Here is a 21596-nt window from a genome sequence, read left to right on the forward strand (position 1 = left end):
ATGGCATCGCGTGGCGTAAATAAGGTCATTTTAATTGGTAACTTAGGGCAAGATCCTGAAATTCGTTACATGCCAAATGGCAATGCAGTAGCAAACTTAACTATTGCAACCTCAGAAAGCTGGAAAGACCGAAATACAGGCCAGTTACAAGAAAAAACCGAATGGCACAGAGTCGTTATTTTTGGCAAATTAGCTGAAATTGCTGGTGAATATTTACGTAAAGGTTCACAAGTTTATTTTGAAGGTAAACTGCAAACCCGTAAATGGCAGGATCAACAAGGTCAAGACAGATACACCACTGAAATCGTGGTTGATATGAATGGTGTCATGCAAATGTTAGATCGCCGTTCAGATAATCAAGGCGGTGGTTATAGCCAAGGTGCCCCGATGAACCAAGGTGCGCCAATGAATCAGGGTTATCAGCAACCAGCTGCACAACCTCAATATAATCAAGCGCCACAACAAGGCGGTGGTTATAATCAAGGCGGTCAACAAGGTGGTTATCAACAACCGGCACAGCAAAATAAACCAGCACCACAAGCTGCTCCACCAAGCGAACCTAATTTAGATTTTGATGATGATATTCCGTTCTGAGTTATAACAAAATAGTGAAATGTTGAAAAATAACTGAGAAAGCCGCTATTAAGCGGCTTTTTTGTTAACTAATCAGCATCCAAACGCCGGCTAAAATCATAAATAAATTCTCGGTTAGTGAAATAAAACCTAATGGAACTCTGCTATTGCCACCAACACAGGCGCATTTCAACTCTCTTTTGTCTATGTAGACGGCTTTAAAAACGGATACAGCTCCAACTGTACCAATAAATAAAGCTATAGGGGCCACTAATATTGATGGTAATCCAGCAATCATTCCAATACCTGCATAAGCTTCAAGAAAAGGATAAATATAAGCGTATGGAATTAGTTTCATAGCGAGTAAATCATAAGTAATAAATGAGTTTGAAAAGCTAAATAAGTCCTGTAGCTTTTGTATTGCGAGTATACTCATTGAAATTGCGATAAAAAATTTCAAGCTTAAAAGTGTGATGATTGAACCTTGAATAACAAAAGCAAATGCTAAGCTTAATAAAAGAGCAATTGAAAAGATGGCTATAACAGGGCTATATGTGGTTCCTTCCTGCTTTATTGGTGGTAAGTTAAAATAGCTTCTGAGCTCATCATAGCCACCAATACGCTGTTCATCTATAAATATTTGAGGTGTTGTTTTTACTTGATATTCATGCTTAAAAGCATTAGTTTCTTCACGATTTTTCAGCAAATGATCATTTATCTTATAACCTTGTTTTTTTAGCAAGTATTTTGCTTTTAAGCCAAATGGACAAATATGATCTTTAGTTTCCATTCGGTATAATGCGGCTATTTTTTCCATTTCCTCCTCCTAAGCATATTAACTTTTATATAAAAATTACAATCAATTGTAATTTTTGCCTGTGGTTAATTTAAAACTTTGGATTGGAATATACGACTAATCCAACTATAACAATAATCCAAACCTAGTATTTAAAATCTAAAAACAATATTCGTACCAGTTTGGAAATCAGGAATTTAATTATTATTGTAGACCTTGTTCACACTCTGTCTGGATATTGCTAATTTAGTTTTTCATGCTAGGCTATAATTGTTTTGAACATACTAATTTAACGGAGTAAAACCATGAAATTAAAAAATTTATTAGTACAAATGGCTTTGGTTTCAACTGCAGTATTTGCATTATCTGCTTGCGAAGAAAAACCAAAAACAGCAGGTGAAAAATTAGATAGCATGATCGAGTCTACAAAAGATGCCGCTAAAGATGCATCAGACAAGACTAAAGAGATGGCTGAAGATGCGTCGGATAAAGCAAAAGAAATGGCTGAAGATGCATGTGAAAAAACAAATGAAAGTTTAGAAACAGAAATGGATTGTTAATTTACAGCTATTTAAGTTTTTAACACATTCAAATTGATGAGCCGGCTATATGTCGGCTTTTTTTGTTCTAGCTAACCGCAAAAAAAACAGGTATTACCACAATTGAGTTAATGGGGCAGTGAGTTTTATAATCGCTTTATAAAAGGCAAAAAAAAAACCGCCTTCAAAAATTCTAAAGGCGGCTACACGGGAGATACAACAAGGAACACACTTTAAACACACATCACAAGCCAGTTAACAAACACACATATCAACCAGCTTGTATAACTATAGAGTTAGCCTTTTCAATTTAGTTCACCAAATTTTTATAATTTTTTAATTATTTTATTTTTCCGCTGTTATTGCATGATTGTTTACAGAATAAAGTGTTGACAAAATAATCAAACAGTTTATTTTGAACGTTGTTTTTTATTTTGTGTTAGAGATTATTATGGCCAGACGCAGCGATCATACCCGAGAAGAGCTAAGACAACTTATTTTAGGTGCATTAACTGAACACCTTAATGTTGCGCCTTATCAAACTTTAAGTATTCGTCAGCTTTCACAAAAGGTAGGTTATGTTCCAAGCTCTATTTTAAATATATTTGGCAGCTACCAGCTTTGCTGGCTTGAAGTTTGTGCCAGTGTTTTAGATGAACTCCATCAGGTTTGTGAGCTGGCTTTAGAGCGAGTTAATACTGAATCAGCAGATGTTTATCAGGAACAAGTATTAGCGGTTGCTTTGGCTTATTATTTTTATGCTAAAGAAAAACCGTATTTTTGGAAGTTGGTATTTGATCTACGGCTGGCTGAAGGAGATGCAATGCCAGAATGGCAAAGCCAGCGAATTGAAAAACTATTTATTTTATTACAAAACGTTTTGCAGCAAATTAAGCCCGATGAGCAGCCGCAGGCGATTGCAGATACCAGCCGCACTTTATGGGCGTCGGTGCATGGTATTACCCAATTAACGCTGGAAGATAAATTATTTTCAGACGGAGCTGCAGGTGATCAGCTTATTCAGCAGTTAATTACCCATTTTTTATTAAGCTGGCAAAAACTCAGTTAGGTTTGCAATGAAAAACTCAACTTTCTCATTATTAAAACAACGCACTTTTTTACCTTATTTTTGTACTCAGGCATTAGGGACGATGAACGACAATGTTTATAAAAACAGCTTGTTGCTCATTGTTGCTTTTATGCTGCCGCAAGCGTTACCTGCGAGTTCTGATTTAATTATAAATATAGCGGCGGCTTTATTTATTTTACCTTTCTTTTTGTTTTCGGCACATGCGGGTTTATTGGCCGATAAATTTGAAAAATCGACTTTAATCCGAGTCGTTAAATGGTGTGAACTTGGCATTATGCTGGTGGCTGCATGGGCGCTAATCAGTCAAAATGTAATTGCTATGCTGTTGCTATTATTTTTAATGGGAACTCAATCTGCTTATTTTGGCCCGGTTAAATATGCTTTGTTGCCACAGCATTTAAAACCAGAACAGTTACTAAAAGGCAATGCCTTGGTTGAAATGGGCACATTTTTAGCTATTTTGCTTGGTACTTTATTAGCTGGCGTATTAATCGGTTTGGAAAATGGCGCACATTATGCCGCTTGGGTGGTGGTGGGGTTAGCTTGCGCTGGCTTGTTGACAGCTTATTTTATTCCTAAAGCGAATGCGCTAAACAGTGAATTAAAGCTGAGTTTTAATCCATTTAGTCAAACCGGTAAAATTTTAAAATTAGCTAAACAAAACCGAGCTGTGTTTTTATCTATTTTAGGTATTAGCTGGTTTTGGTTTTTAGGCGCAACTTATTTAACTCAGTTTCCTAATTTTGCCAAAATTTATTTAGTTGCAGAGCCTGAAGTTGTCTCTGTTTTATTGGCTATTTTTTCTATCGGTATTGGGCTGGGGTCACTGCTGTGCAGTAAATTATCTGGCGATCAAATCGAATTAGGCTTAGTACCAATTGGTTCAATTGGGCTAACTATTTTTGGTGCGCATTTAATGTTTGCTGTGCCGGATGTTTCAGAGATCAGCAGTCAAAGTTTTAGTGCTTTTATGCAAAACACTGCTAACTGGGTGGTTATGTTAGATTTAACCTTAATCGGCCTATTTGGCGGTTTATATATAGTGCCTTTATATGCCTTAATCCAGCAGCGCACTCAAGCCTCAAAACGCGCCCAAATTATTGCCGCCAATAATGTTTTAAATGCTATTTTTATGGTTGTTAGCGCCATATTTGCAATTGTGTGTTTATCTGTGATTGGGTTAACTATTCCGCAATTATTTTTAGTGTTAGCTGTACTCAATGCTTTGGTTGCTGTTTATATTTATTATCAGGTACCTGAGTTTACTTTGCGCTTAATGATTTGGTTATTAACTCATTGTATGTATAGGGTAAAAGCCAGTGGTGAGTCGTTTATTCCCAAACAAGGGGCGGTTGTATTAGCGGCAAATCACATCAGCTATGTTGATGCATTGATTATTTCGTCTGTTTGTCGAAGACCAATCCGGTTTGTTATGGATAAAAGCATTAGTGAATTACCGCTTTTAAAATATTTTTTTAAACATGCTAAAGTGATTCCTATTTGTCCGCCAAGACAAAATAGAGAAACGTATGATCAGGCTTTTATGAGTATTAAACAAGCGCTGGAGAGTGATGAAGTCGTTTGCATTTTTCCAGAAGGGCGATTAACGCCAAATGGCCAATTAAGTCCTTTTAAAAAGGGAATCGAACGGATTTTAGCAAATAACCCTGTACCTGTAATTCCGGTGGGGTTAACTGGTTTATGGGGATCTTTCTTTAGCCATAAAAATGGTCATGCATTAACTAAATTACCGAGCCGGTTCTGGTCTAAAGTGAATGTTGAAATTGAGCCAGCAATAGCAGCGCCACAAGTTACCGCTGAACGTTTACAAGATAAGATTCAGCAGATGTTAGATCGCACAAAGTAATTAACCTTAACTCGGAAGTTTAGGTTAATTAAAGGAGAATAAAATGCGTATGATCCGTAGTTATTTTAGGCTGACAGTATTTGCAATTGCGCTATTATTTGGCGTGCAAATCCCGGGATTTATTCAGCAATATACTTTGGTTTCAGAAGCCAGATTAGCCGAAGCACAACAAAATTTATCTGGTTTTCAAAAAACCGCAGACCAGTTTTTTGGAGGCAGCCTTGAAAAATTGATTGTGTATTATCAGCAAAATGAGGATCAAATTATTAATGCTGACGGGCGCAATATAGATGCGATTTACCAAAGAGTTGAATTACTAAAACAAGAGCAACTCATTTTAAAACAAAGCCAATATAAAGTGGTTTGGCATTTAGCATTTAATGCTAATCCAGAAATATTAGAGCAAGCCAAAACGCACTATAGTTATGTTGTTCCACTTAATGTAAATGCAATTGCGTGGGGCGTGACTGCTGCGATTATTTTTGCTGCCTTATTTGATGTAATCAGTTTGTTTTTTGTTGGCTGTTGCCGCAAAAGTTATCGTTTAGCATTTAAACGGAGCTAATATGATTCAGGCTATTTTTATTGCTCAGCAGCATAAACAAGCTTTGTCTGAGCTTGAATCAGTTCAATGTGCTGCTGGGCAAGGCATTTGGGGCGACCGAAACTTTGGTAAAAATAAATGGCCGGGGCAAAACTTAACTTTGATAGAAGCAGAGGCGATTGCGCAGTTTAATCAAACTTTTCAGCAAACGATAAGCTGGGATGCGCCGCGTCGTAATTTAATTACTCAAGGTATTAGGTTAAATGATTTAGTAGGCAAAAAATTTAAAATTGGTGAAGTTGAACTACTTGGTATCGAGTTATGTGAGCCTTGCTCTTTATTGGGTAAATTATTAGAAAACAATACAATCAGCCGCCATCAAGTGATTGACGCATTTAAATTATCCGGCGGCTTACGAGCTGATATTTTAACGGATGGATTTATCGCAAAAGGCGATAAGTTAACTTTGATATAAACTTATAAAATATCGAGTTGATATTTTTAAGGCTTAATCGGATAAATAATATTCAATAGTTGAAACTACTCTAATCTTTTTAATGTGCGGGTTATTTTTATCACGCGCACTAATACTAAAACTGCCTTGTGATGCGCGTTTAATTTTACCTAACTCGCTGTTTGAATCATCGGCAAATTTTAATGCAACCGCACGGGCATTTTGGGTTGCTCGCTCAATCATCTCTGGTTTTATTTCATTTAAGCGATTAAAAATATATTCAGTTCTGGCTTGATAATCATCACCGGTTATAACAATACCTTGTTTACCAAGTTCAGACATGCGTGGCATTAACCCGCGGGTTAAATCAATTTGTGGCGAATATACAGTTACAGTTTGAGTCGCAGTGTAACGATACTGGGTATTATTATTGCCATAATTTTGGGCTGATTTATCGTGAATAGAAGGCGGTGCTACACTGATTTCATCTTCTTTTAAGCCGTTTAATAATAAAAACGCTCTGATTTTTTGAGTGCTTTGCTCGGCTTGTTCATATAGTTTTGCTAAATCATTACTGGCAAGGGTGAACTGAATTGGCCAAATAATAATATCGGCGGGCAATTCTTGTTCCGCCAAACCTTTAACAGTTACAGTTCGCTCATATTGTTTAATTTGCAATGCCGCATTTGAAACCAGCGCGCCTAAGCCAATTAATCCAATAATTAAACCAAGCGCCAAAACCCAAGCTGAGCCTTTTAAATGTTTGCGCATACTGTCACCTTTAAAGCCTATTATTCAAAAAAATTACTTTGCCATATTTTTAGTCCGGCAAATAATGAAATAATTCAGAAATTTGCTGTTTTGTGAGCTGATTCATTTTTAAAATATTTTGCTGTGGAATGGCATCAACATTTGGGTGGCTCTCAACCGCTTTATCTAATGAGTTTTCGCGTAATAAATGTAGGAGTGGGAAAGGCGAACGATTGGTTAAATTCTCAGCATCGGCTGGGTTTGTACCGGCAAACTGATAATCAGGATGAAAGCTAGCTATTTGAAAAACACCGCGCCAATCATTATTGTCAATGAGTTGATCGGCTAAATCTAAAAAATCATTATATTGGTCAAAATCTATTAAATGCTCAGTCATAATGATAATGCTGGTTTCTATTTCTGACTCTGCGGCGTTATCGAGTAATACCAGTTGATCATACAACTCGGTTAATAAATCGTAATCGTTGGTTGAGTCAGTAACCAGATAATGAATTTGTTTTTGTTTAAATGGTTTTTTGGCAAAAGGACACAAATTGAGTCCAATAACAATATTTTCAAGCCAGTCTTTTACTTGGTTTAGTGCGATATCTTGCTGAGTTGTTGGCATTATGGGTTTCTTCAAAGTACAGATAAATGCTATTGTATGGCAAATTTGTAGCCGGTGCGATGCCGGTTAAAGCTGAACGATAAAATATAATTAAACGAGGACAAATAATATGGTGATGACAGCCTCAAATATGATGGATTTAGGGACAAAAGCGCCGGACTTTACCCTTAAAAATACAGAAGGTTCAACTACTTCACTGGCCGATTTTAAAGACGCAAAAGCTTTAGTTGTGATGTTTATTTGTAACCATTGCCCTTATGTTATTCATATTGCGCCAAAACTGGCAGAGCTGGCAAAAAGCTATCAGGAGCAAGGTGTTGAGTTTGTTGCAATTAATAGTAATGACTCTAGCGCTTATCCCGATGACAGCTTTGACAAAATGGTTAGCGAAAAAGCACAGCGTGGTTATCCGTTTGCTTATTTGGTAGACGAAGACCAAATGGTTGCCAAAGCTTATGATGCTGCCTGCACCCCTGATATTTTTGTATTTGATCAGGATAAAGTATTAGCTTATCGCGGTCAGTTTGATGCCAGCCGCCCGTTTAGAATTTCATCTGGCAATTATGATTCCACTAAAAATCCGGCAACAGGTGAAGATTTAGCTTATGCATTGGATTGTATACTAGCCGGCAAAACGATTGATAAAGATCAACTTGCATCGATTGGCTGCAATATAAAGTGGAAGCCGGGTAACGAACCTAGTTAAAGGGATTTTATTAAACTGTATTGATTACGGCCGGTACTTTTAGCTTGATACAAAGCTTTATCGGCTTGATTTATTAACTCAGACGCATTTGGTTTACTACTATTGCTATATAGATAGCCGCCTATTGTTAAAGTCACTTTATTTGAAATTTTAGAGCCTTTATGCGATAGGTTTAATTTATTTATCTGAGATAGTAATGACTCCAATTTTTTATTTAATTTTCGCTCGTTTATGTTTGTTAAAACTAAAATAAATTCATCTCCGCCAAATCGAGCAACTAAATCGGTTTGACTTGATATCACTAATTTTAGCTGTTCGGCGATTAATTGTAAGCACTTGTCCCCAGCTAAATGACCATAGCAGTCATTGTATTGTTTAAAATAGTCTATATCGATGAGCAAAACAGCGATAGGTAATAAGGTCGGTTGAGGTAAAATCCTGGAAAAAGCAGATTCAAAATAATGTCGGTTATTTAGCTTAGTTACTTTATCGTGAGAGGACTGGTAGAGCAATTCCTGATTGAGTTTATGTATTTCTGCTAATGTATCTTTTTTGCTTGTTATATCTCGGCAAATACCAATGATTGCTATAGTCTCATTCTGCTCATTTTTGAATGGGTATTTTATAGTATCAAACCATAAATCCCCTTTACTCGGGTGCTTACAATTTTCTTCAATTTGAAATGTTTGTTCTTCTATAAATACTTTTTCATCCCATTTTCTAAACCAATTGGCTTGCTGCTGATCTGAAAATATTTCAAAGTCAGTTTTCCCAATAATATATTCACGTTCAGCGCCTACAAAATGACAGAAAGCGTTATTACAGCCAATATAAATAAAGTTTATGTCTTTAACAAAAATGATATCGTCAATTGAATCTAGGATATTTCGCAGTAAAATTTGTTCCATTTCTTTGTACTACTCTGAATTCGATATGCATAAACACTATTTTCCCAGTAGTGTAGCTGATTATCCCCTTTGATGTTTGAATTTGTTGTTTTTTAATAAAAACACCCAGTTTTTAAAGCCAATTATTTTTTCTCCCCACTGAATATCAAAACCGGCATGAGCTAAATGTGTTTTTATTAATTGCGGCTCGTGGTCTGTGTCTGGCACAAAATTTAAATAGGCGAAGCCGTTTGGTTTTAAAATGCGCTTTAACTGTAAAAAATAATTTTGATCTAAATACGATAAAACGGAAGATTCAGATTTAAATAAATCCGTGATGATTAAATCGTATTGGTTTTGATCTGCTAAAATAAATTGCTCAGCCGATTGCTGAATAATATTAAACTGGCATTTATGCGGATTAAAATAACGCTCACACCAGTTTATAACAACTGAACTTTGCTCGATTATGGTTATCTGACAATCTGGCTTTTGCTGTTTTATATAACGGGCGTTACTTGCGCCGCCTAAGCCAAGTTCTAGTACCTTAGCATTAATCGGAATTTCATCGACCAAAGATTTTAATGGTTGTTGATGTGGCAGAGTTAATAGGGCTGGCAGTTGCTTATCCATGACAGACTGCACAGTATTGTTCATTAACAACCATTGATATTGTTGATTATGATAAATTTGCCAGACGGCGGTATTATCCTTTAAGTAGCTTAATAAGTAGCCATTTTTTAATGCTGAATTAAGATCGACAAGCACTGGTTTTACCGCTAATCTGCTAATTAATAAAAATCAAAGCCTAAAATATTTGGCTATATATAACACAATGTAAAGCGCTATGTATCATATAATTACACCAAAAACAGAAGCTGAGTTTGAAAAATACTATGATTTTAGATGGCAGGTATTAAAACAGCCATTTGGATTTGCTCAAGGTTCTGAAAAAGATGAATACGACAGCTTAGCTCAACACAGAATGATTTGCCGAGAAGATGGCAAAGTGTTGGCTGTTGGGCGAATTCATTTTGTTAGTCAGGAAGAAGCTCAAATCCGACATATTGCGGTATGTGATCAATGCCGCGGTAAAGGTTTGGCATCTATGCTGATGACCACTTTAGAGCAGGCTGCCCGCGAGCACAGTATTCAGCGAGTTATTACCTTTTCAAAGCTGGATACAATCGGCTTTTTTGAAAAATGTGGTTACGAGGTACTGGATAACCCAATTATTGATATTGCCAAAGGCACCAGCGGGCAACGCAAACAAATGTGTAAAAAGCTGTCAGAATACGATGTTATTTTGCGTCAGCCATTTTGGTGTAAAGAGTTACAAGAAACCTGGCATAACCTGATCCCAATTACCCAACAAATGGGAATAAAAATATTTCAATACACAGGTGCTTTTTTAGAGGTGCGTGCAGTATTAAATGCCAATATTAATATGCATCAAACCATGTTTGCTGGTTCGGTATATTCAATGGCAACTTTAGCCGGTTGGGGCATGGTGCATTTATTAATGCGTGAAAATACTTTGCATGGCGATATTGTGCTTGGTAAAGGCGAAATCAAATACAATAAACCTATCACTAAATTGCCGCGTGCGATTGTGAGTATTAACTCTGTAGAGGGCGAACTGTCGGTATTAGCTAACAATAAAAAAGCCAACTTAAAATTAACCGTCGAAATTTTTGACCAGTTTAATAAAGTCGGTGAGTTTTATGGCCATTACTTTATTTTGCCAGCAAAATAGCTTTTATTGGCACACAAGCAAAGTTTGCAAATTATCCAGCTAACGTAAAGCTTTGGTAAATTTACTCGACTGATAATGCACTTATTTATATTGTTAGTTCAATTTTAATAAGTCAAATAGTCATTTGGGTAAATATATGACAGGGTTAAAGAAAAGTTCTGGTCGCTGGTTTTGGCGATTATTGATAATTGTAATAGTGGCAGGCATTAGTTATGCCGCTTATGGTTATTTTTTTAAAAGTGATTCCCCGCAAGAAAACGCATTATTTGCGCCAGTAAAACTTGGCTCGATTGAAAAAACAATTGTATCAACCGGTTCACTAGAGCCTAAACACTATGTTGAAGTTGGTGCGCAGGTATCTGGTCAGGTTGAAAAAATTTATGTAGAAGAAGGCCAGAAAGTTGAAATGGGCCAGCTTTTAGTTGAAATTGATGCAACCGTTTTTGAAACCAACCTCCAGCAAGCAGAAGCTTCGCTCGAAAGTAAAAAAGCTCAGTTAACCCAGTTAGAAGCCGAGTTAAAACTGGCTGAACTTAGAGCGAAACGTAATCAGTCGTTATACGAAAAACAAGCCGTTAGTGAAGATACCTTAGTCGACAGCCAAACTAATGTGATTGTGCTTAAATCTAAAATTCAAACCAGTATTGCCCAAATTAAAGCCGATGAAGCCGGAATTGAGGGTGACAGAGCCCGTTTAGGTTATGCCAAAATTTATGCGCCCATTTCAGGGACGGTTGCAAGTATTGCTGTTAGGGAAGGTCAAACCCTAAACGCTAACCAAAATGCGCCTGTGCTGCTTAAAATATCTGATTTAAGCACAATGACACTCAGAGCCGAAGTGTCTGAAGCGGATGTCACCAAGTTAAAACAAGGCATGCCGGTTTATTTCTCTACGCTGGGCGATTCTAAAAAACATTGGTATACCGAGGTAAGGCAAGTGCTGCCAACCCCAAATGTGGTTAATGATGTTGTTTTGTATCAAGCCTTAATGGATATTGAAAATCAGAATGGCCAGCTAATGGACTCAATGACTACTCAGGTATTTTTTGTTGAAGAAAAAGCCGACAATACATTAGTTGTGCCATTAAGTGCAGTAAGAGAAACCCCAAGAGGCGCGTTTGCTCAACTAAAAACACCGCAAGGTATTGAGCGGGTTAAAGTAAAAACTGGCGTTAAAAACCGTACTCAAATTGAAATTTTGTCTGGCTTGGAAGTTGATCAGGAAGTGATTATCGGCCAAAAACGTAATCAGACAGCAGCTCCGTCAGATGGTGGTTTTCCACGACGAGGACGTTTTTAATGTCGCAAAGCATGCCATTACTTGAGCTTAAAAATGTATGTCGTTATTACTCAAGTAACGACATCGAAGTAAAAGCTTTAGACCAAATTAATTTAACGATTGAGCGAGGTGAGTTTGTTGCCATTATGGGGCAATCCGGCTCGGGTAAATCAACCTTAATGAATATTTTAGGCTGTTTGGATAAACCAACTTCCGGCGAATATTTTATTAACGGGCAATCGGTTGCCAGTTTAAATGCGGATTGTTTATCTGCGCTTAGGTTAAAAACCTTTGGCTTTGTTTTTCAGCGTTATCAATTATTGTCTAATTATACCGCGCAAGAAAACGTGGCGATGCCAGCTATTTATGCTGGTATTGATAAAAATGAGCGCTTTGCTAAAGCGGATGAGCTATTAGCAAAATTAGGTTTGGAAGATCGAGGTTTACATAAGCCAACTGAGCTTTCCGGTGGTCAGCAACAAAGGGTATCGGTTGCCAGAGCATTAATTAATGGCGCAGAGGTCATTTTAGCCGATGAACCCACAGGTGCATTAGATTCAGCCAGTGGCGAGCAGCTATTAGCTTTATTAAAGCAACTGAACCAAGAAGGGGTCACTGTGATTTTAATCACGCATGATCCCGAAGTTGCAGAGCATGCTGATCGGCTGATTCAGGTTAAAGACGGGGTTATTTTATCTGACTCGCAAGACCAGCAAGCGCAAGCCGAAACACAGCAAAATCGAACCGCTAAATCACCAATTAGGGCGCTGCCGGGCATAGCAACATTAGAATCTATTGTGATGGCGTTTACTGCTTTACACGCTAATTGGTTTAGAACTTTATTAACTCTGCTGGGAATTATTATTGGCGTTGCCTCAGTAGTCACCATGATGGCGATAGGTGAGGGTGGTAAGCAACAGGTTTTAAAACGAATAGAAGCAATAGGAACCAATTTAATTTTGGTGATTCCCGGTGGGGCAAATATTCGCAGCACAGGTGAAAATGCCAGTTTATCGCTAGAAGATGCCGATGCTATTTCTCAAATTGACGGTATTTTATATACCGCGCCAGAGCGTTCTACCAGAGCAACTATTCGTCATGGTCAGTATGATTTTCGTGGCCGAATTAAAGGCACAAACTCAGATTATAAAGGCACTAAAGATTGGGAAATGGCAAAAGGGGTCTTTTTTACCGATGACGATTTAAAAAACTTTGCCCCTGTGGTGGTAATTGGCTCAACTGTGGCTGACCAACTTTTTCCCAACGGTGAAGAACCAATTGGTAAATATGTATTAATGCAAAGTGCGTTTTATCAGGTTATTGGTGTATTGCAGGCCAAAGGTGCTACCGCCGGTGGTAATGATATGGATGACGAAGTATTAATCCCAATCACTACCGGCCAGTTAAAAGCATTTGGCCGCAGCTTTTTAAACTCTATTTTGGTGAAAGTAGAAGAAACCGATAAGGTGGATCAAGTCACTGAAGCTATTAAAGCTAAATTAATTGCCCGCCACGGACAAGAAGACTTCATGATCCGTACAACGGAATCTTTGGTTGAAACCATTAGTGAAACCCAAGATACCTTAACTTGGTTATTGGCCTCTGTTGCGGGCATTTCATTGTTTGTTGGCGGAATCGGGGTGATGAACATTATGTTGGTTAATGTATCTGAGCGCCGACGCGAAATTGGGTTACGCATAGCAACTGGTGCGAAACCGCGCGATATATTAAAACAATTTAATATTGAAGCTTGGGTGGTTTGTATTTTAGGTGGCTTAATTGGTATTGCCTTTGGTTTTATTACCTCGCTTATTTTAATGGGGTTTGATATACCCATCGCCTTTACCATGATGCCGCCAGTATTAGCCTTTATAACATCTTTATTAGTGGGTCTTGTTTTTGGTTACGCACCAGCCCATAAAGCCGCTAAGTTAAATCCAATACAAGCTTTAGCAGAGGATTAAATGAAATCAGTTTTAGCAACTTCTTTAATCATTATTTTATCCGGCTGTGCTTATCAGCCAAACGAATATGATTTAACCATGGCAATGCCAAATTCTCTGACCGAGCAAAGCCAGCAAACCGTAGTGAATATTCAACAAAGTGTGTGGTGGCAGCAATTTGGGTCTGCTCAGTTAAATCACTTAATGGCGCAACTAGCTAACGATAACCTTAATTTACAAACAGCCCAATTAAGGTTAGAAAAAGCACATTCTGCTTTGGCTCAGCAAGAGGCTGAAAACTGGTTTAGCATTAACTCAAGTGCCAGACAAAGTTATGGTTATGGCTTTGATAACAATAGTGAATCAAATAGCAACAGCTTAGGGTTTTCTGCCGGTTATGAGGTAGATTTATGGGGCGCTCGTGAGGCCGCTAATGCCAGTGCAGAACTTAATTTAGTTGCAACTCAGCAGCAACTAGAAAGCACTTTATTACAATTGCAAAGTCAGCTAGCCAGCTTGTATTTTAATCATATCTCGCTACAACAACGGCTGAACATTGGTGAGCAAAACTTATCTGCCAGTGAATCATTATTAACTTTGATTCAAACCAAATTTGAAGCTGGTAGTGTCTCTGGAATAGAAGTTAGCCAGCAAAAAAATTCTTATTTAAGTGCGCAAAGCCAGTTAATGAAAGTAAAGCGTGACTTGCAAGTAAGCGAGCGAGCTTTAGCTGCATTATTAGGGCAAAGCGATATGGCACTCGCGCTGAATAATGAAGATATTAATGCACTGTCTATTCCGGCTATTTCTGCACAGCAATCCGCAGAACTATTAATGAGAAGACCAGATATCCAAATTGCGCAAACCCAGTTAAAAATGCAGGATGCTAGTTTATATCAAACAGAGCAAAGAAAATGGCCGAGTTTATCGATTAGCTCTGGTTTAAGCTCCTCTGATTTACTTAATTTAGGATCTGGCTGGGCTGCAAGTTTAGCGGCTGGATTAAGCATGCCAATATTTAATGCCGGACAAATTGATGCTCAAATTGAAGCTGCTAAAACCGATGTTGATATTGCCGTAGTTAATTACCGTGAAACCGTAGTGCAAGCGGTAAAAGAAAGTTTAGACACCATTACCGATTTAGAGTATCAAAATACGCTATTTGGCATTAGAGCAGAGGAGCTGGCCAATAATCAGCAGCTTTATGAATTGGCTCAAATTCGATTTGATTCTGGCGATACTGATTTTATCAACCTATTAAACGCACAGCGTAGCTGGTTTAGCGCTAAGTTAACGTTTGCCACCGCAAAACTGGATGTACTGCAAGCCAATGTGGATGTGTTTAGAGCTTTAGCTGGTTCACCAAGCTTAACTGCACAATAAAACGGTTTTGTTAAATAGCCTGTAAATACAGGCTATTTAACGGTTAATTTATCGGATTCAAATCAGGCTGGCGCAAAGTGCCAAAAGCAAAATATATTAGCGGTAAATTATTTTAGATCAGCTAATCGTAATTAGCAGTCCCACATAAGTTTTTTGTTAGGTATAGTATTACTCCCAATGCCCTTTTACATTCACAACTTTTCCATTGACGATAGTGATGTAATTATATTTACCCGATTTGTATTCAATATTATTTTGACTCAGAATATCTCCATTTTCAGTTTGGATCTCAAGGTCAAAATAGCCATGCTTATTCGGAGTCAGAAATTCTAGGGTATTGCCCATTGTATCAAGAGATTCAAAACTTAATTTACTGAATTGCAGTTGATAATTATCAAAGTTGACTGAAATTGTTTTAGGTTTTACATCAACAAATTCAAAAGATAGCGTAAATGAATTCTCACCAATATCAGTAAAAATCTTTATCAAAGCAATAACAATTAAAGTAAATATTATTCCTTTTATAAACTCTTTCCACTGAGTTGTTACACTGGCATACTTGCTAGACCTACCTGTTTTTATCATGAATTTTCGTTCACACTAGCATAATCTTATTTGTAAAAATTTAAGATTAGATTTAAGTTTTGCTATCTTGGTCTGTCGGTTTAATAATACTTGGCTTACGCGCCTGCGGCGCTAAACCAAGCTACCTATTATTAATATATAAACTGCTATTTAGTTTTCGGTTTCTATTTCAAGGCCTAGGTTGGTCATACCATCGGCAAGTGCGATTTTTTTGAGTTCGCGGCATTCTGCTTTGGTAAAGGTTTTTATTTTTTCTACTGCGTCTAAAAACTCATTTTGGGTTTCTATTTCCCATTGCATGTGCGGGTGGGCTAGCGCTTCTTGGCTGTGTTCAACTTCTGCGGTGGTAATTAATAGCCGCTCAATTGTGCCTTGCGAAATTAATGACGGTAGGGTGATTTCTTTATGGCGGTAGTCGCTGTCTTTTAAAATACTGATGTTGGCAATTAATGCCATGCTAACATCTATTGCTGCGTATACACCTATGCCGTCATCCGGTTGGGCGGTTGGAATAACAGCTTCAATTTTTTCCTGTTGTAAATCCTGATCAAGGTTAAATTTTGGGGTGTATAACCATTGCCAGATCAAATCACTGATATTTTCTAATACTTTTATATCGCCAGTTTGGGTGAGTTCTTGGTAAAGCGCATAATTAGGTAACATTCGGCAAATTAACATTTGATTAAACGCAATTTGTTGTTTGGGTTTTAATGCGCGGATTCTGGCAAAAGTGGCTGGTTTTTTCATGCTAACGTCTTGTTCAGTTTAAGAAAGTGGATCATGACTGCAATGCCAGCAAATTTCAAATGTTGATTCATTTATTTCGTGGCATTTATTGCATTGCCATTGTTCTCCGGCAGCTGATTCGTAAGTTTTAATTATTTGTCGTGCCTGATTTAATTGGGTGTAAAAAACATATAACTCAATATTTAAGCCTGTGGCGGGGAGTTCGCCAATCGCACCTTGCAGGGCTTCTCCGGTTATTTGGGTTTTTAAACCAGATTGTTCCAACAAGCCCTTTACACAATGCGCCTGCATTAAATTGTCGGTTTGATAAGCTTTTGTCCATTCTGTCATGTTTAAGCCTGCTGATAGTTGAGTTGTTGATCTAATTCTGCTTTTAGCTTTTGAATCGTTTTTTGTGCATGGGTTAAGTCAGCCTGACTTTGATTTAACTTGGTTTGGGTTAATTCCAATTGCTGAGCTAACTTATCTGCTTGCAACTTTTGGCTGTTAATTTGCTGCTTTTGACCTTTTACTTCTTGCTGTAAATAGGTGATTAACTCATCCTGTTTTCGCAGGGTTTGACGAGATTCTATATTAGCTTCTTCCCTTAGTTTTATTTGCTGGCTTAACTCTTTTTCGAGTTGGGCTAATTTTTTATCAGTTTTATATTGCTGCTCTAAGAGCATTTTTTGCTGATATTGTTCGTGCTCTAAAGCTCTTTGATGCTGTTGTTTTAATTGCTCTGCTTTATAAGCTTGCTCGTTACTTAAATGATGAAGTTTATCTTCTTTTTCGAGCAGTTGGCTTTTGGTGGTATTGAGCCTTTGTTCTAGCATTTTGATTTTGTCAGTCATTTCTTCTAGTTTAGACTGATCATTATGATTAGTGGCGGCCAGCAAGTTGTTTTTGTCATCAAGTTGACTGGCTAAATGAATGTTCTTTTCAGTTAGCTCGGTAATTTGTTTGCTGAGTTGCTGCTGGTTTTTTTTATAATTTTGTTCGGCACTTTCAAGGTGTTGCTTTAACTCTGTATTAAGCTCTGTCAGTTCGTTTATTTCTTTATGCAAACTGTTGGATAAATAGGCTTTATCTTCTTGGTTGTATTGTTGTTTTTTTGCATCACTCATTAATTGTTCATTGGCAAATTCCAGCTTTTGTTCTGCTTGATTTAAACTGGCTTTTAGTTCTTTTATTTGTTGGTTTTGTGAGCTTATGGTGTCATCTTGAATTTTGGCTTTGGCCAGCCATTTAGCCTCAATTTGTTGATGGTGCTGCGATTCACTATTATGATGGCGTTTATGGTCAACAATTTGCTCGGTTAAAACCCATTTTTGTTCATCTAGCTTTGAGGTTAATTCTTCAAGTTGTCGCCACAAACTACGGTTTTCTTCTTCTTTTTGGTCAATTAGGTGGCGGCTTTGCTCTGCCTGTGAATACACTCGATCAAACTCTGCCTGTAATTTATTATTTTGAGATTTAGATTCTGCTACCGACTGTTTTAAATCATGCACTTGTTTAATCAATTTGCTTTGCTGATCAAGCGATTGATTATATTGCACAGAATACTGTAAATGCAGGTTTTCTATTTTATGTTCAGCTTGTTTTAAGTGTTTGAGCTGTTGCTGTTCAATGCTATTTAACAGGGCGGTAAAGCTGGTGGTGAGTTCTTGGGTGAGTTGATTATCGAGCAGCTTATTTTGCTCAGCATCGGCAGTGTTTAAATATTCCTGCCATATTTGCATGCAGTCCTCTAAATGCTCCCATTCAGCAATTTGGTTAAAAGCACTGCGATCGATGATTTGTCCTTGCTGGCGTAACTTGAGGGCAAAGTTAATAATGGTTTCTTTGTTGGGGTGCATCTTGAACCTCGTCCATTTACGTCTTACTTAAATTTAAGTTTAGTCAGTCCAAACTAAAGCGCAAAAGTTCAAAAATATAAAATGAGCCGTTAGCGGCTCATTTTATGCTGACATGCTAAATTGACTAATTAAGTTGGCTTCTGTCATTACGGCTTCTTTATGCTCTGCTTCGGCTTTTAACCGAATAACATCCTGCTTCATTCGCTCTTGTTTGGGCAATGCTTTACGCGCTTCTAATACATCGAGGTGCTTTATTTTTTCATTAAGCTGATGAACGGCTGGGTAGCGCTTTGGATAATCGGCGGTGGTTGAGTCTGATAAATGATCAAATAATACAGCCAAACGTAATGCGCCTTCACTTACTTCGCATTGCTCTTGCTCTACAGCCTGAGCTATGGTTTGAATGCTTTCAATAATTTTGTTATCTCGTTTTTGTTTTGCCGCTTCAACTGCTTGAGTTTGCGCTTTAAGCTGAAACAGTAATTTGCCAGCGTAAAATGCAAGCCCTGCTAAAATTAAACCGCCAAGGGCGATTAAAATGTAAATCCAAGTATCAGTCATAATTAATAGTCGTCGTTTTTAAAATCAGTTTTTTCCCATTCGTCAAACAGGGCTTCGTCTTCATCCATTTCTATTTCATCAAGGCCAAGTTTTTCCATTAACCAAGCATGGCGAGCCATTTTTTTGTTGAGTTCAGCCAATTCTGCTGCGGTTAGTTTGTCGTTATTGTCATAACGATCTAACAAGCTTTGTAGGTTTTGATCATTTTCTAATTGAGCTAACTCTTGTTGCCAAGCCTGTGTTGGTTCTACGACTTTTTTCTGTTTATTCAATTTAGCCTGTGGCTGCATTGGGGCATCAATTTTATTGGTTTGCTCTGGTGTTTGACCAAATAAGTCAATGGGCTTTTTGCTACCAATTTTTGGATCTTTAGTAGAACCTGTTTGAGTATCAACCGGTTTTTTAGCTTCTAGTTGACCATTACGAGTGCCTGATTTTAATCCTTTGCGCTCATGTTTACGCGTTTCTGCGGTTGATTTCTCTGGTCTTTTGTCTGCTTTGCGTGGGCCTAATGAGCCTAGCTTTCTGGTTTTTTTGATGCGAGTCATATCGGATCTGTCTAGCTTTGAAATAGATAAGTTAATTTTACCATGTTGTCGATATATAGCTAAATTAATTTAAGTTGGCACTATCAGAGCTATTGTTTAGTAGGATTATGACAATTGTAGCTTGTTGATCAAAACAAATAAAAAAAGCGGCAGAAGCCGCTTTGTATAAAGTTAATTTACCTGTCGATAAATTAGATAATCTGAGCTCATTTCCGTATAAAATTAGACATTCCCAGTCTACGCTCTCCAATCTGTTTTTATTATGTCCGGTTTGTTATTAAGGTAATTCCGTTACGTTTATCAAGCTTCCATATATGCTGTGGTTTACGTGTCACCCTTGACTAAAATCAACCATCCTTATTCAACCAAATTGTCCACTTTGTTATTAATGTTTCCTTACCAAGTTTCCTTACCAAATATTTCCAGTATTAATTTTATCTGTTGACGTTACTCCATGTAACGTCAGTAATATTACGGATTAATTCGGCTATCACAACGGCTTAATCTGTTTAATTTGTTTTTTGTGAACTAATCCCTAACTGAGAATTGTTTACGTTTATGATAATAAAGGGGTTTTATTTCAGTATTATTAAATTGATTCGTTATTACCGAAAGTTTTTATATTAAATTTCTTACAAGTTTTGTGAGATATCTCTCACATTTTTATATTGACTATGATTTGATTGAATAAAATGAAGGTATCAATAACATTGAAATAAAAAGGAATTTATTGAAAAAGAGAATTTTTTAATAATTTAAATGAAAGTAGGCCAGTTATTTATTGGGATAACTGGCCAGTATTTATTTAGTGTAAACCAGAAACGTAGTTAGATAATAATTTAATATCTTCGTCTGTTAGTTTAGCTGCAATGTCTTGCATCATGCCATTTAAATCATTAGTGCGCTGACCGTCACGGAAAGCTTTTAACTGAGCTTCAACATAAGCTTGGTTTTGGCCTGACAACTTAGGAAAACCGGCTAATGGCATACCGCTACCGTCTGGTAAGTGACAAGCTGTACAAGCGGTTAAACCACGAGATGCATCACCTGCGCGGTATAATTGTTGAGCTTTGGTAATCATATCTTCCGGAGTTGAGCCAGCTGATGTTTCTTGAGAAGCGAAGTAAACGGCTAAATCTTTCATATCTTGATCAGATAATGGGGCAACCATTCCAGCCATAATTGCGTTAGCACGACCTTCGCCACCAGATGCTGCTGATTTAAAGTCTTTTAATTGTTTATATAAGTATTCAGCACTTTGGCCTGCAATTTTTGGGTTTGCAGGAATTACACTGTTACCGTCAACAGAATGGCAAGCCGCACAAGTCGCTGATTTCGCTTTACCCGCTTCGGCATCACCTTTAATACTAGACGCCTGACTAGCTGCGGTCAGACCAAAAAACATCGCTAATGCAATTGCTGATTTCTTCATGGCTCCGTTCTCATTTAAAATATTCAAATAAATAGGGCTGTGTATTTTTTTACTCAAAGTTGAGTTTACCCACTACACAGAAAAATTTTTCGTATTTTACACGAATCGAGCCAAGTAAAAACCTTGAAAACACAGTTTCGTTTGATCTAAGGCACTTTTTTTTAATTTTTAGCCATTAAATAGCTTATAAAGAGGGATTTACTGAGTTTTTGCTTAACCAAAAAACAATAAATAAATGTGTCCTAACCAAACGATTAATGCAGTAAGTAAACTCAATGCCACTGCGGCCGAGCCCATATCTTTAGCCCGGCCTGCTAATTTATGGTGTTCTAAACTAATTCTGTCTACGGTTGCTTCAATTGCGGAATTTAAAAGCTCGACAATTAAAACCAAAATTAATACCGAAATCAGCGCCATGAAGCGAGTTAAAGTATCGCTGGTGAATAGAGCAATAGGTACTAAGGCTAAACATAAAATGAGTTCCTGACGGAATGCGGCTTCGTGCTTAAATGCTGCCCTTAACCCTTTGAATGAGCAACTTGCCGCCCTAATAATGCGGTTAACTCCGGTTCCATTTGGCTTAAATGGGGTTGCATGACGTTGCTCGGGCATGGTTTTGCTGCTCTTTATTTTGCGAGGTTTATGGTAGTCTAGTTTTAAATAATTTTTGTTAACTTACAATAACGCTTT

Annotated in this window: 24 protein-coding genes; 11 read left to right on the forward strand and 13 right to left on the reverse strand. The window is 37.4% G+C overall.

Annotation, left to right across the window (positions count from 1 at the left end; all coding sequences use genetic code 11):
• Entirely contained in the window at window positions 1-594 is a 594-nt protein-coding gene (locus tag N7931_RS09380; RefSeq protein WP_262793617.1) for a single-stranded DNA-binding protein, read from the forward strand.
• A gap of 64 nt (window positions 595-658) precedes the next feature.
• On the opposite strand, the gene N7931_RS09385 is transcribed toward N7931_RS09380, so the two are convergent.
• Window positions 659-1390, reverse strand: a complete 732-nt coding sequence (locus N7931_RS09385) for a MauE/DoxX family redox-associated membrane protein (RefSeq protein WP_262793619.1) — start codon at window positions 1388-1390, stop codon at window positions 659-661.
• 284 nt (window positions 1391-1674) lie between these two features.
• Here N7931_RS09385 and N7931_RS09390 point away from each other — a divergent pair, with 284 nt between their 5' ends.
• From N7931_RS09390 to N7931_RS09410, 5 genes are all read left to right on the forward strand, one after another.
• Window positions 1675-1929, forward strand: coding sequence for a hypothetical protein (locus N7931_RS09390; protein WP_262793620.1), 255 nt, complete (start codon window positions 1675-1677; stop codon window positions 1927-1929).
• A gap of 430 nt (window positions 1930-2359) precedes the next feature.
• Window positions 2360-2977 (forward strand): TetR/AcrR family transcriptional regulator, encoded by a 618-nt coding sequence (locus N7931_RS09395; RefSeq protein WP_262793621.1) that lies wholly within the window; start codon window positions 2360-2362, stop codon window positions 2975-2977.
• Between the two features lie 7 nt (window positions 2978-2984).
• Window positions 2985-4865: an MFS transporter gene (locus N7931_RS09400; RefSeq protein ID WP_262793622.1), complete on the forward strand. Its 1881-nt coding sequence runs from the start codon at window positions 2985-2987 to the stop codon at window positions 4863-4865.
• Window positions 4866-4908: 43 nt separating this feature from the next.
• Window positions 4909-5430, forward strand: a complete 522-nt coding sequence (locus N7931_RS09405; RefSeq protein ID WP_262793623.1) for a DUF2937 family protein — start codon at window positions 4909-4911, stop codon at window positions 5428-5430.
• 1 nt (window position 5431) lies between these two features.
• A complete protein-coding gene (locus N7931_RS09410) occupies window positions 5432-5884 on the forward strand; it encodes an MOSC domain-containing protein (protein ID WP_262793624.1) in 453 nt (150 codons plus the stop codon).
• 33 nt (window positions 5885-5917) lie between these two features.
• Here the strand turns inward: N7931_RS09410 and N7931_RS09415 are convergent, their stop codons facing one another.
• Window positions 5918-6634: an SIMPL domain-containing protein gene (locus tag N7931_RS09415; protein WP_262793625.1), complete on the reverse strand. Its 717-nt coding sequence runs from the start codon at window positions 6632-6634 to the stop codon at window positions 5918-5920.
• Between the two features lie 49 nt (window positions 6635-6683).
• A complete protein-coding gene (locus N7931_RS09420; protein WP_262793626.1) occupies window positions 6684-7241 on the reverse strand; it encodes a DUF1415 domain-containing protein in 558 nt (185 codons plus the stop codon).
• Between the two features lie 109 nt (window positions 7242-7350).
• On the opposite strand from N7931_RS09420, the gene N7931_RS09425 reads away from it, so the two are divergent.
• A complete protein-coding gene (locus tag N7931_RS09425; protein ID WP_262793628.1) occupies window positions 7351-7947 on the forward strand; it encodes a thioredoxin family protein in 597 nt (198 codons plus the stop codon).
• Here the strand turns inward: N7931_RS09425 and N7931_RS09430 are convergent.
• The gene (locus N7931_RS09430; RefSeq protein ID WP_262793630.1) at window positions 7944-8855 is read right to left on the reverse strand and encodes a GGDEF domain-containing protein; all 912 of its coding nucleotides are present in this window, start codon (window positions 8853-8855) and stop codon (window positions 7944-7946) included. The two genes, N7931_RS09425 and N7931_RS09430, sit on opposite strands and share 4 nt — an antisense overlap.
• A 60-nt stretch (window positions 8856-8915) precedes the next feature.
• Window positions 8916-9602 carry a spermidine synthase gene (locus N7931_RS09435; RefSeq protein ID WP_262793631.1) on the reverse strand — a complete coding sequence of 229 codons (687 nt, stop codon included), beginning with the start codon at window positions 9600-9602 and terminating at the stop codon, window positions 8916-8918.
• Window positions 9603-9681: 79 nt separating this feature from the next.
• Between N7931_RS09435 and N7931_RS09440 the strand changes: the two genes are divergently transcribed.
• The 4 genes from N7931_RS09440 to N7931_RS09455 all read left to right on the forward strand — a co-directional run bounded on the left by N7931_RS09440 (window position 9682) and on the right by N7931_RS09455 (window position 15195).
• Window positions 9682-10590: a bifunctional GNAT family N-acetyltransferase/thioesterase gene (locus N7931_RS09440; protein WP_262793633.1), complete on the forward strand. Its 909-nt coding sequence runs from the start codon at window positions 9682-9684 to the stop codon at window positions 10588-10590.
• 136 nt (window positions 10591-10726) lie between these two features.
• Window positions 10727-11890 carry an efflux RND transporter periplasmic adaptor subunit gene (locus tag N7931_RS09445; protein WP_262793635.1) on the forward strand — a complete coding sequence of 388 codons (1164 nt, stop codon included), beginning with the start codon at window positions 10727-10729 and terminating at the stop codon, window positions 11888-11890.
• On the forward strand, window positions 11890-13833 hold the full coding sequence (locus N7931_RS09450) for a MacB family efflux pump subunit (RefSeq protein WP_262793636.1): 1944 nt from the start codon (window positions 11890-11892) through the stop codon (window positions 13831-13833). Before N7931_RS09445 ends, N7931_RS09450 begins: the two co-directional genes overlap by 1 nt.
• Entirely contained in the window at window positions 13834-15195 is a 1362-nt protein-coding gene (locus tag N7931_RS09455; RefSeq protein ID WP_262793638.1) for an efflux transporter outer membrane subunit, read from the forward strand.
• Between the two features lie 168 nt (window positions 15196-15363).
• On the opposite strand, the gene N7931_RS09460 is transcribed toward N7931_RS09455, so the two are convergent.
• The 8 genes from N7931_RS09460 to N7931_RS09495 all read right to left on the reverse strand — a co-directional run bounded on the left by N7931_RS09460 (window position 15364) and on the right by N7931_RS09495 (window position 21518).
• Entirely contained in the window at window positions 15364-15780 is a 417-nt protein-coding gene (locus N7931_RS09460) for a hypothetical protein (protein WP_262793640.1), read from the reverse strand.
• A gap of 150 nt (window positions 15781-15930) precedes the next feature.
• On the reverse strand, window positions 15931-16527 hold the full coding sequence (locus tag N7931_RS09465) for a YjaG family protein (RefSeq protein ID WP_262793641.1): 597 nt from the start codon (window positions 16525-16527) through the stop codon (window positions 15931-15933).
• A gap of 18 nt (window positions 16528-16545) precedes the next feature.
• Window positions 16546-16857: a DUF2007 domain-containing protein gene (locus tag N7931_RS09470; RefSeq protein ID WP_262793643.1), complete on the reverse strand. Its 312-nt coding sequence runs from the start codon at window positions 16855-16857 to the stop codon at window positions 16546-16548.
• 2 nt (window positions 16858-16859) lie between these two features.
• The gene (locus N7931_RS09475) at window positions 16860-18365 is read right to left on the reverse strand and encodes a hypothetical protein (RefSeq protein ID WP_262793644.1); all 1506 of its coding nucleotides are present in this window, start codon (window positions 18363-18365) and stop codon (window positions 16860-16862) included.
• A gap of 102 nt (window positions 18366-18467) precedes the next feature.
• Window positions 18468-18926 carry a DUF2489 domain-containing protein gene (locus N7931_RS09480; protein ID WP_262793645.1) on the reverse strand — a complete coding sequence of 153 codons (459 nt, stop codon included), beginning with the start codon at window positions 18924-18926 and terminating at the stop codon, window positions 18468-18470.
• 2 nt (window positions 18927-18928) lie between these two features.
• Window positions 18929-19474, reverse strand: coding sequence for a Der GTPase-activating protein YihI (gene yihI, locus N7931_RS09485; protein WP_262793647.1), 546 nt, complete (start codon window positions 19472-19474; stop codon window positions 18929-18931).
• A gap of 805 nt (window positions 19475-20279) precedes the next feature.
• Window positions 20280-20906 (reverse strand): c-type cytochrome, encoded by a 627-nt coding sequence (locus N7931_RS09490; RefSeq protein ID WP_262793648.1) that lies wholly within the window; start codon window positions 20904-20906, stop codon window positions 20280-20282.
• Window positions 20907-21119: 213 nt separating this feature from the next.
• A complete protein-coding gene (locus tag N7931_RS09495) occupies window positions 21120-21518 on the reverse strand; it encodes a diacylglycerol kinase (protein WP_262793649.1) in 399 nt (132 codons plus the stop codon).
• Between the last annotated feature and the right edge of the window lie 78 nt (window positions 21519-21596).

This window comes from Catenovulum sp. 2E275 (assembly GCF_025515275.1).
Taxonomy (GTDB): domain Bacteria; phylum Pseudomonadota; class Gammaproteobacteria; order Enterobacterales; family Alteromonadaceae; genus Catenovulum.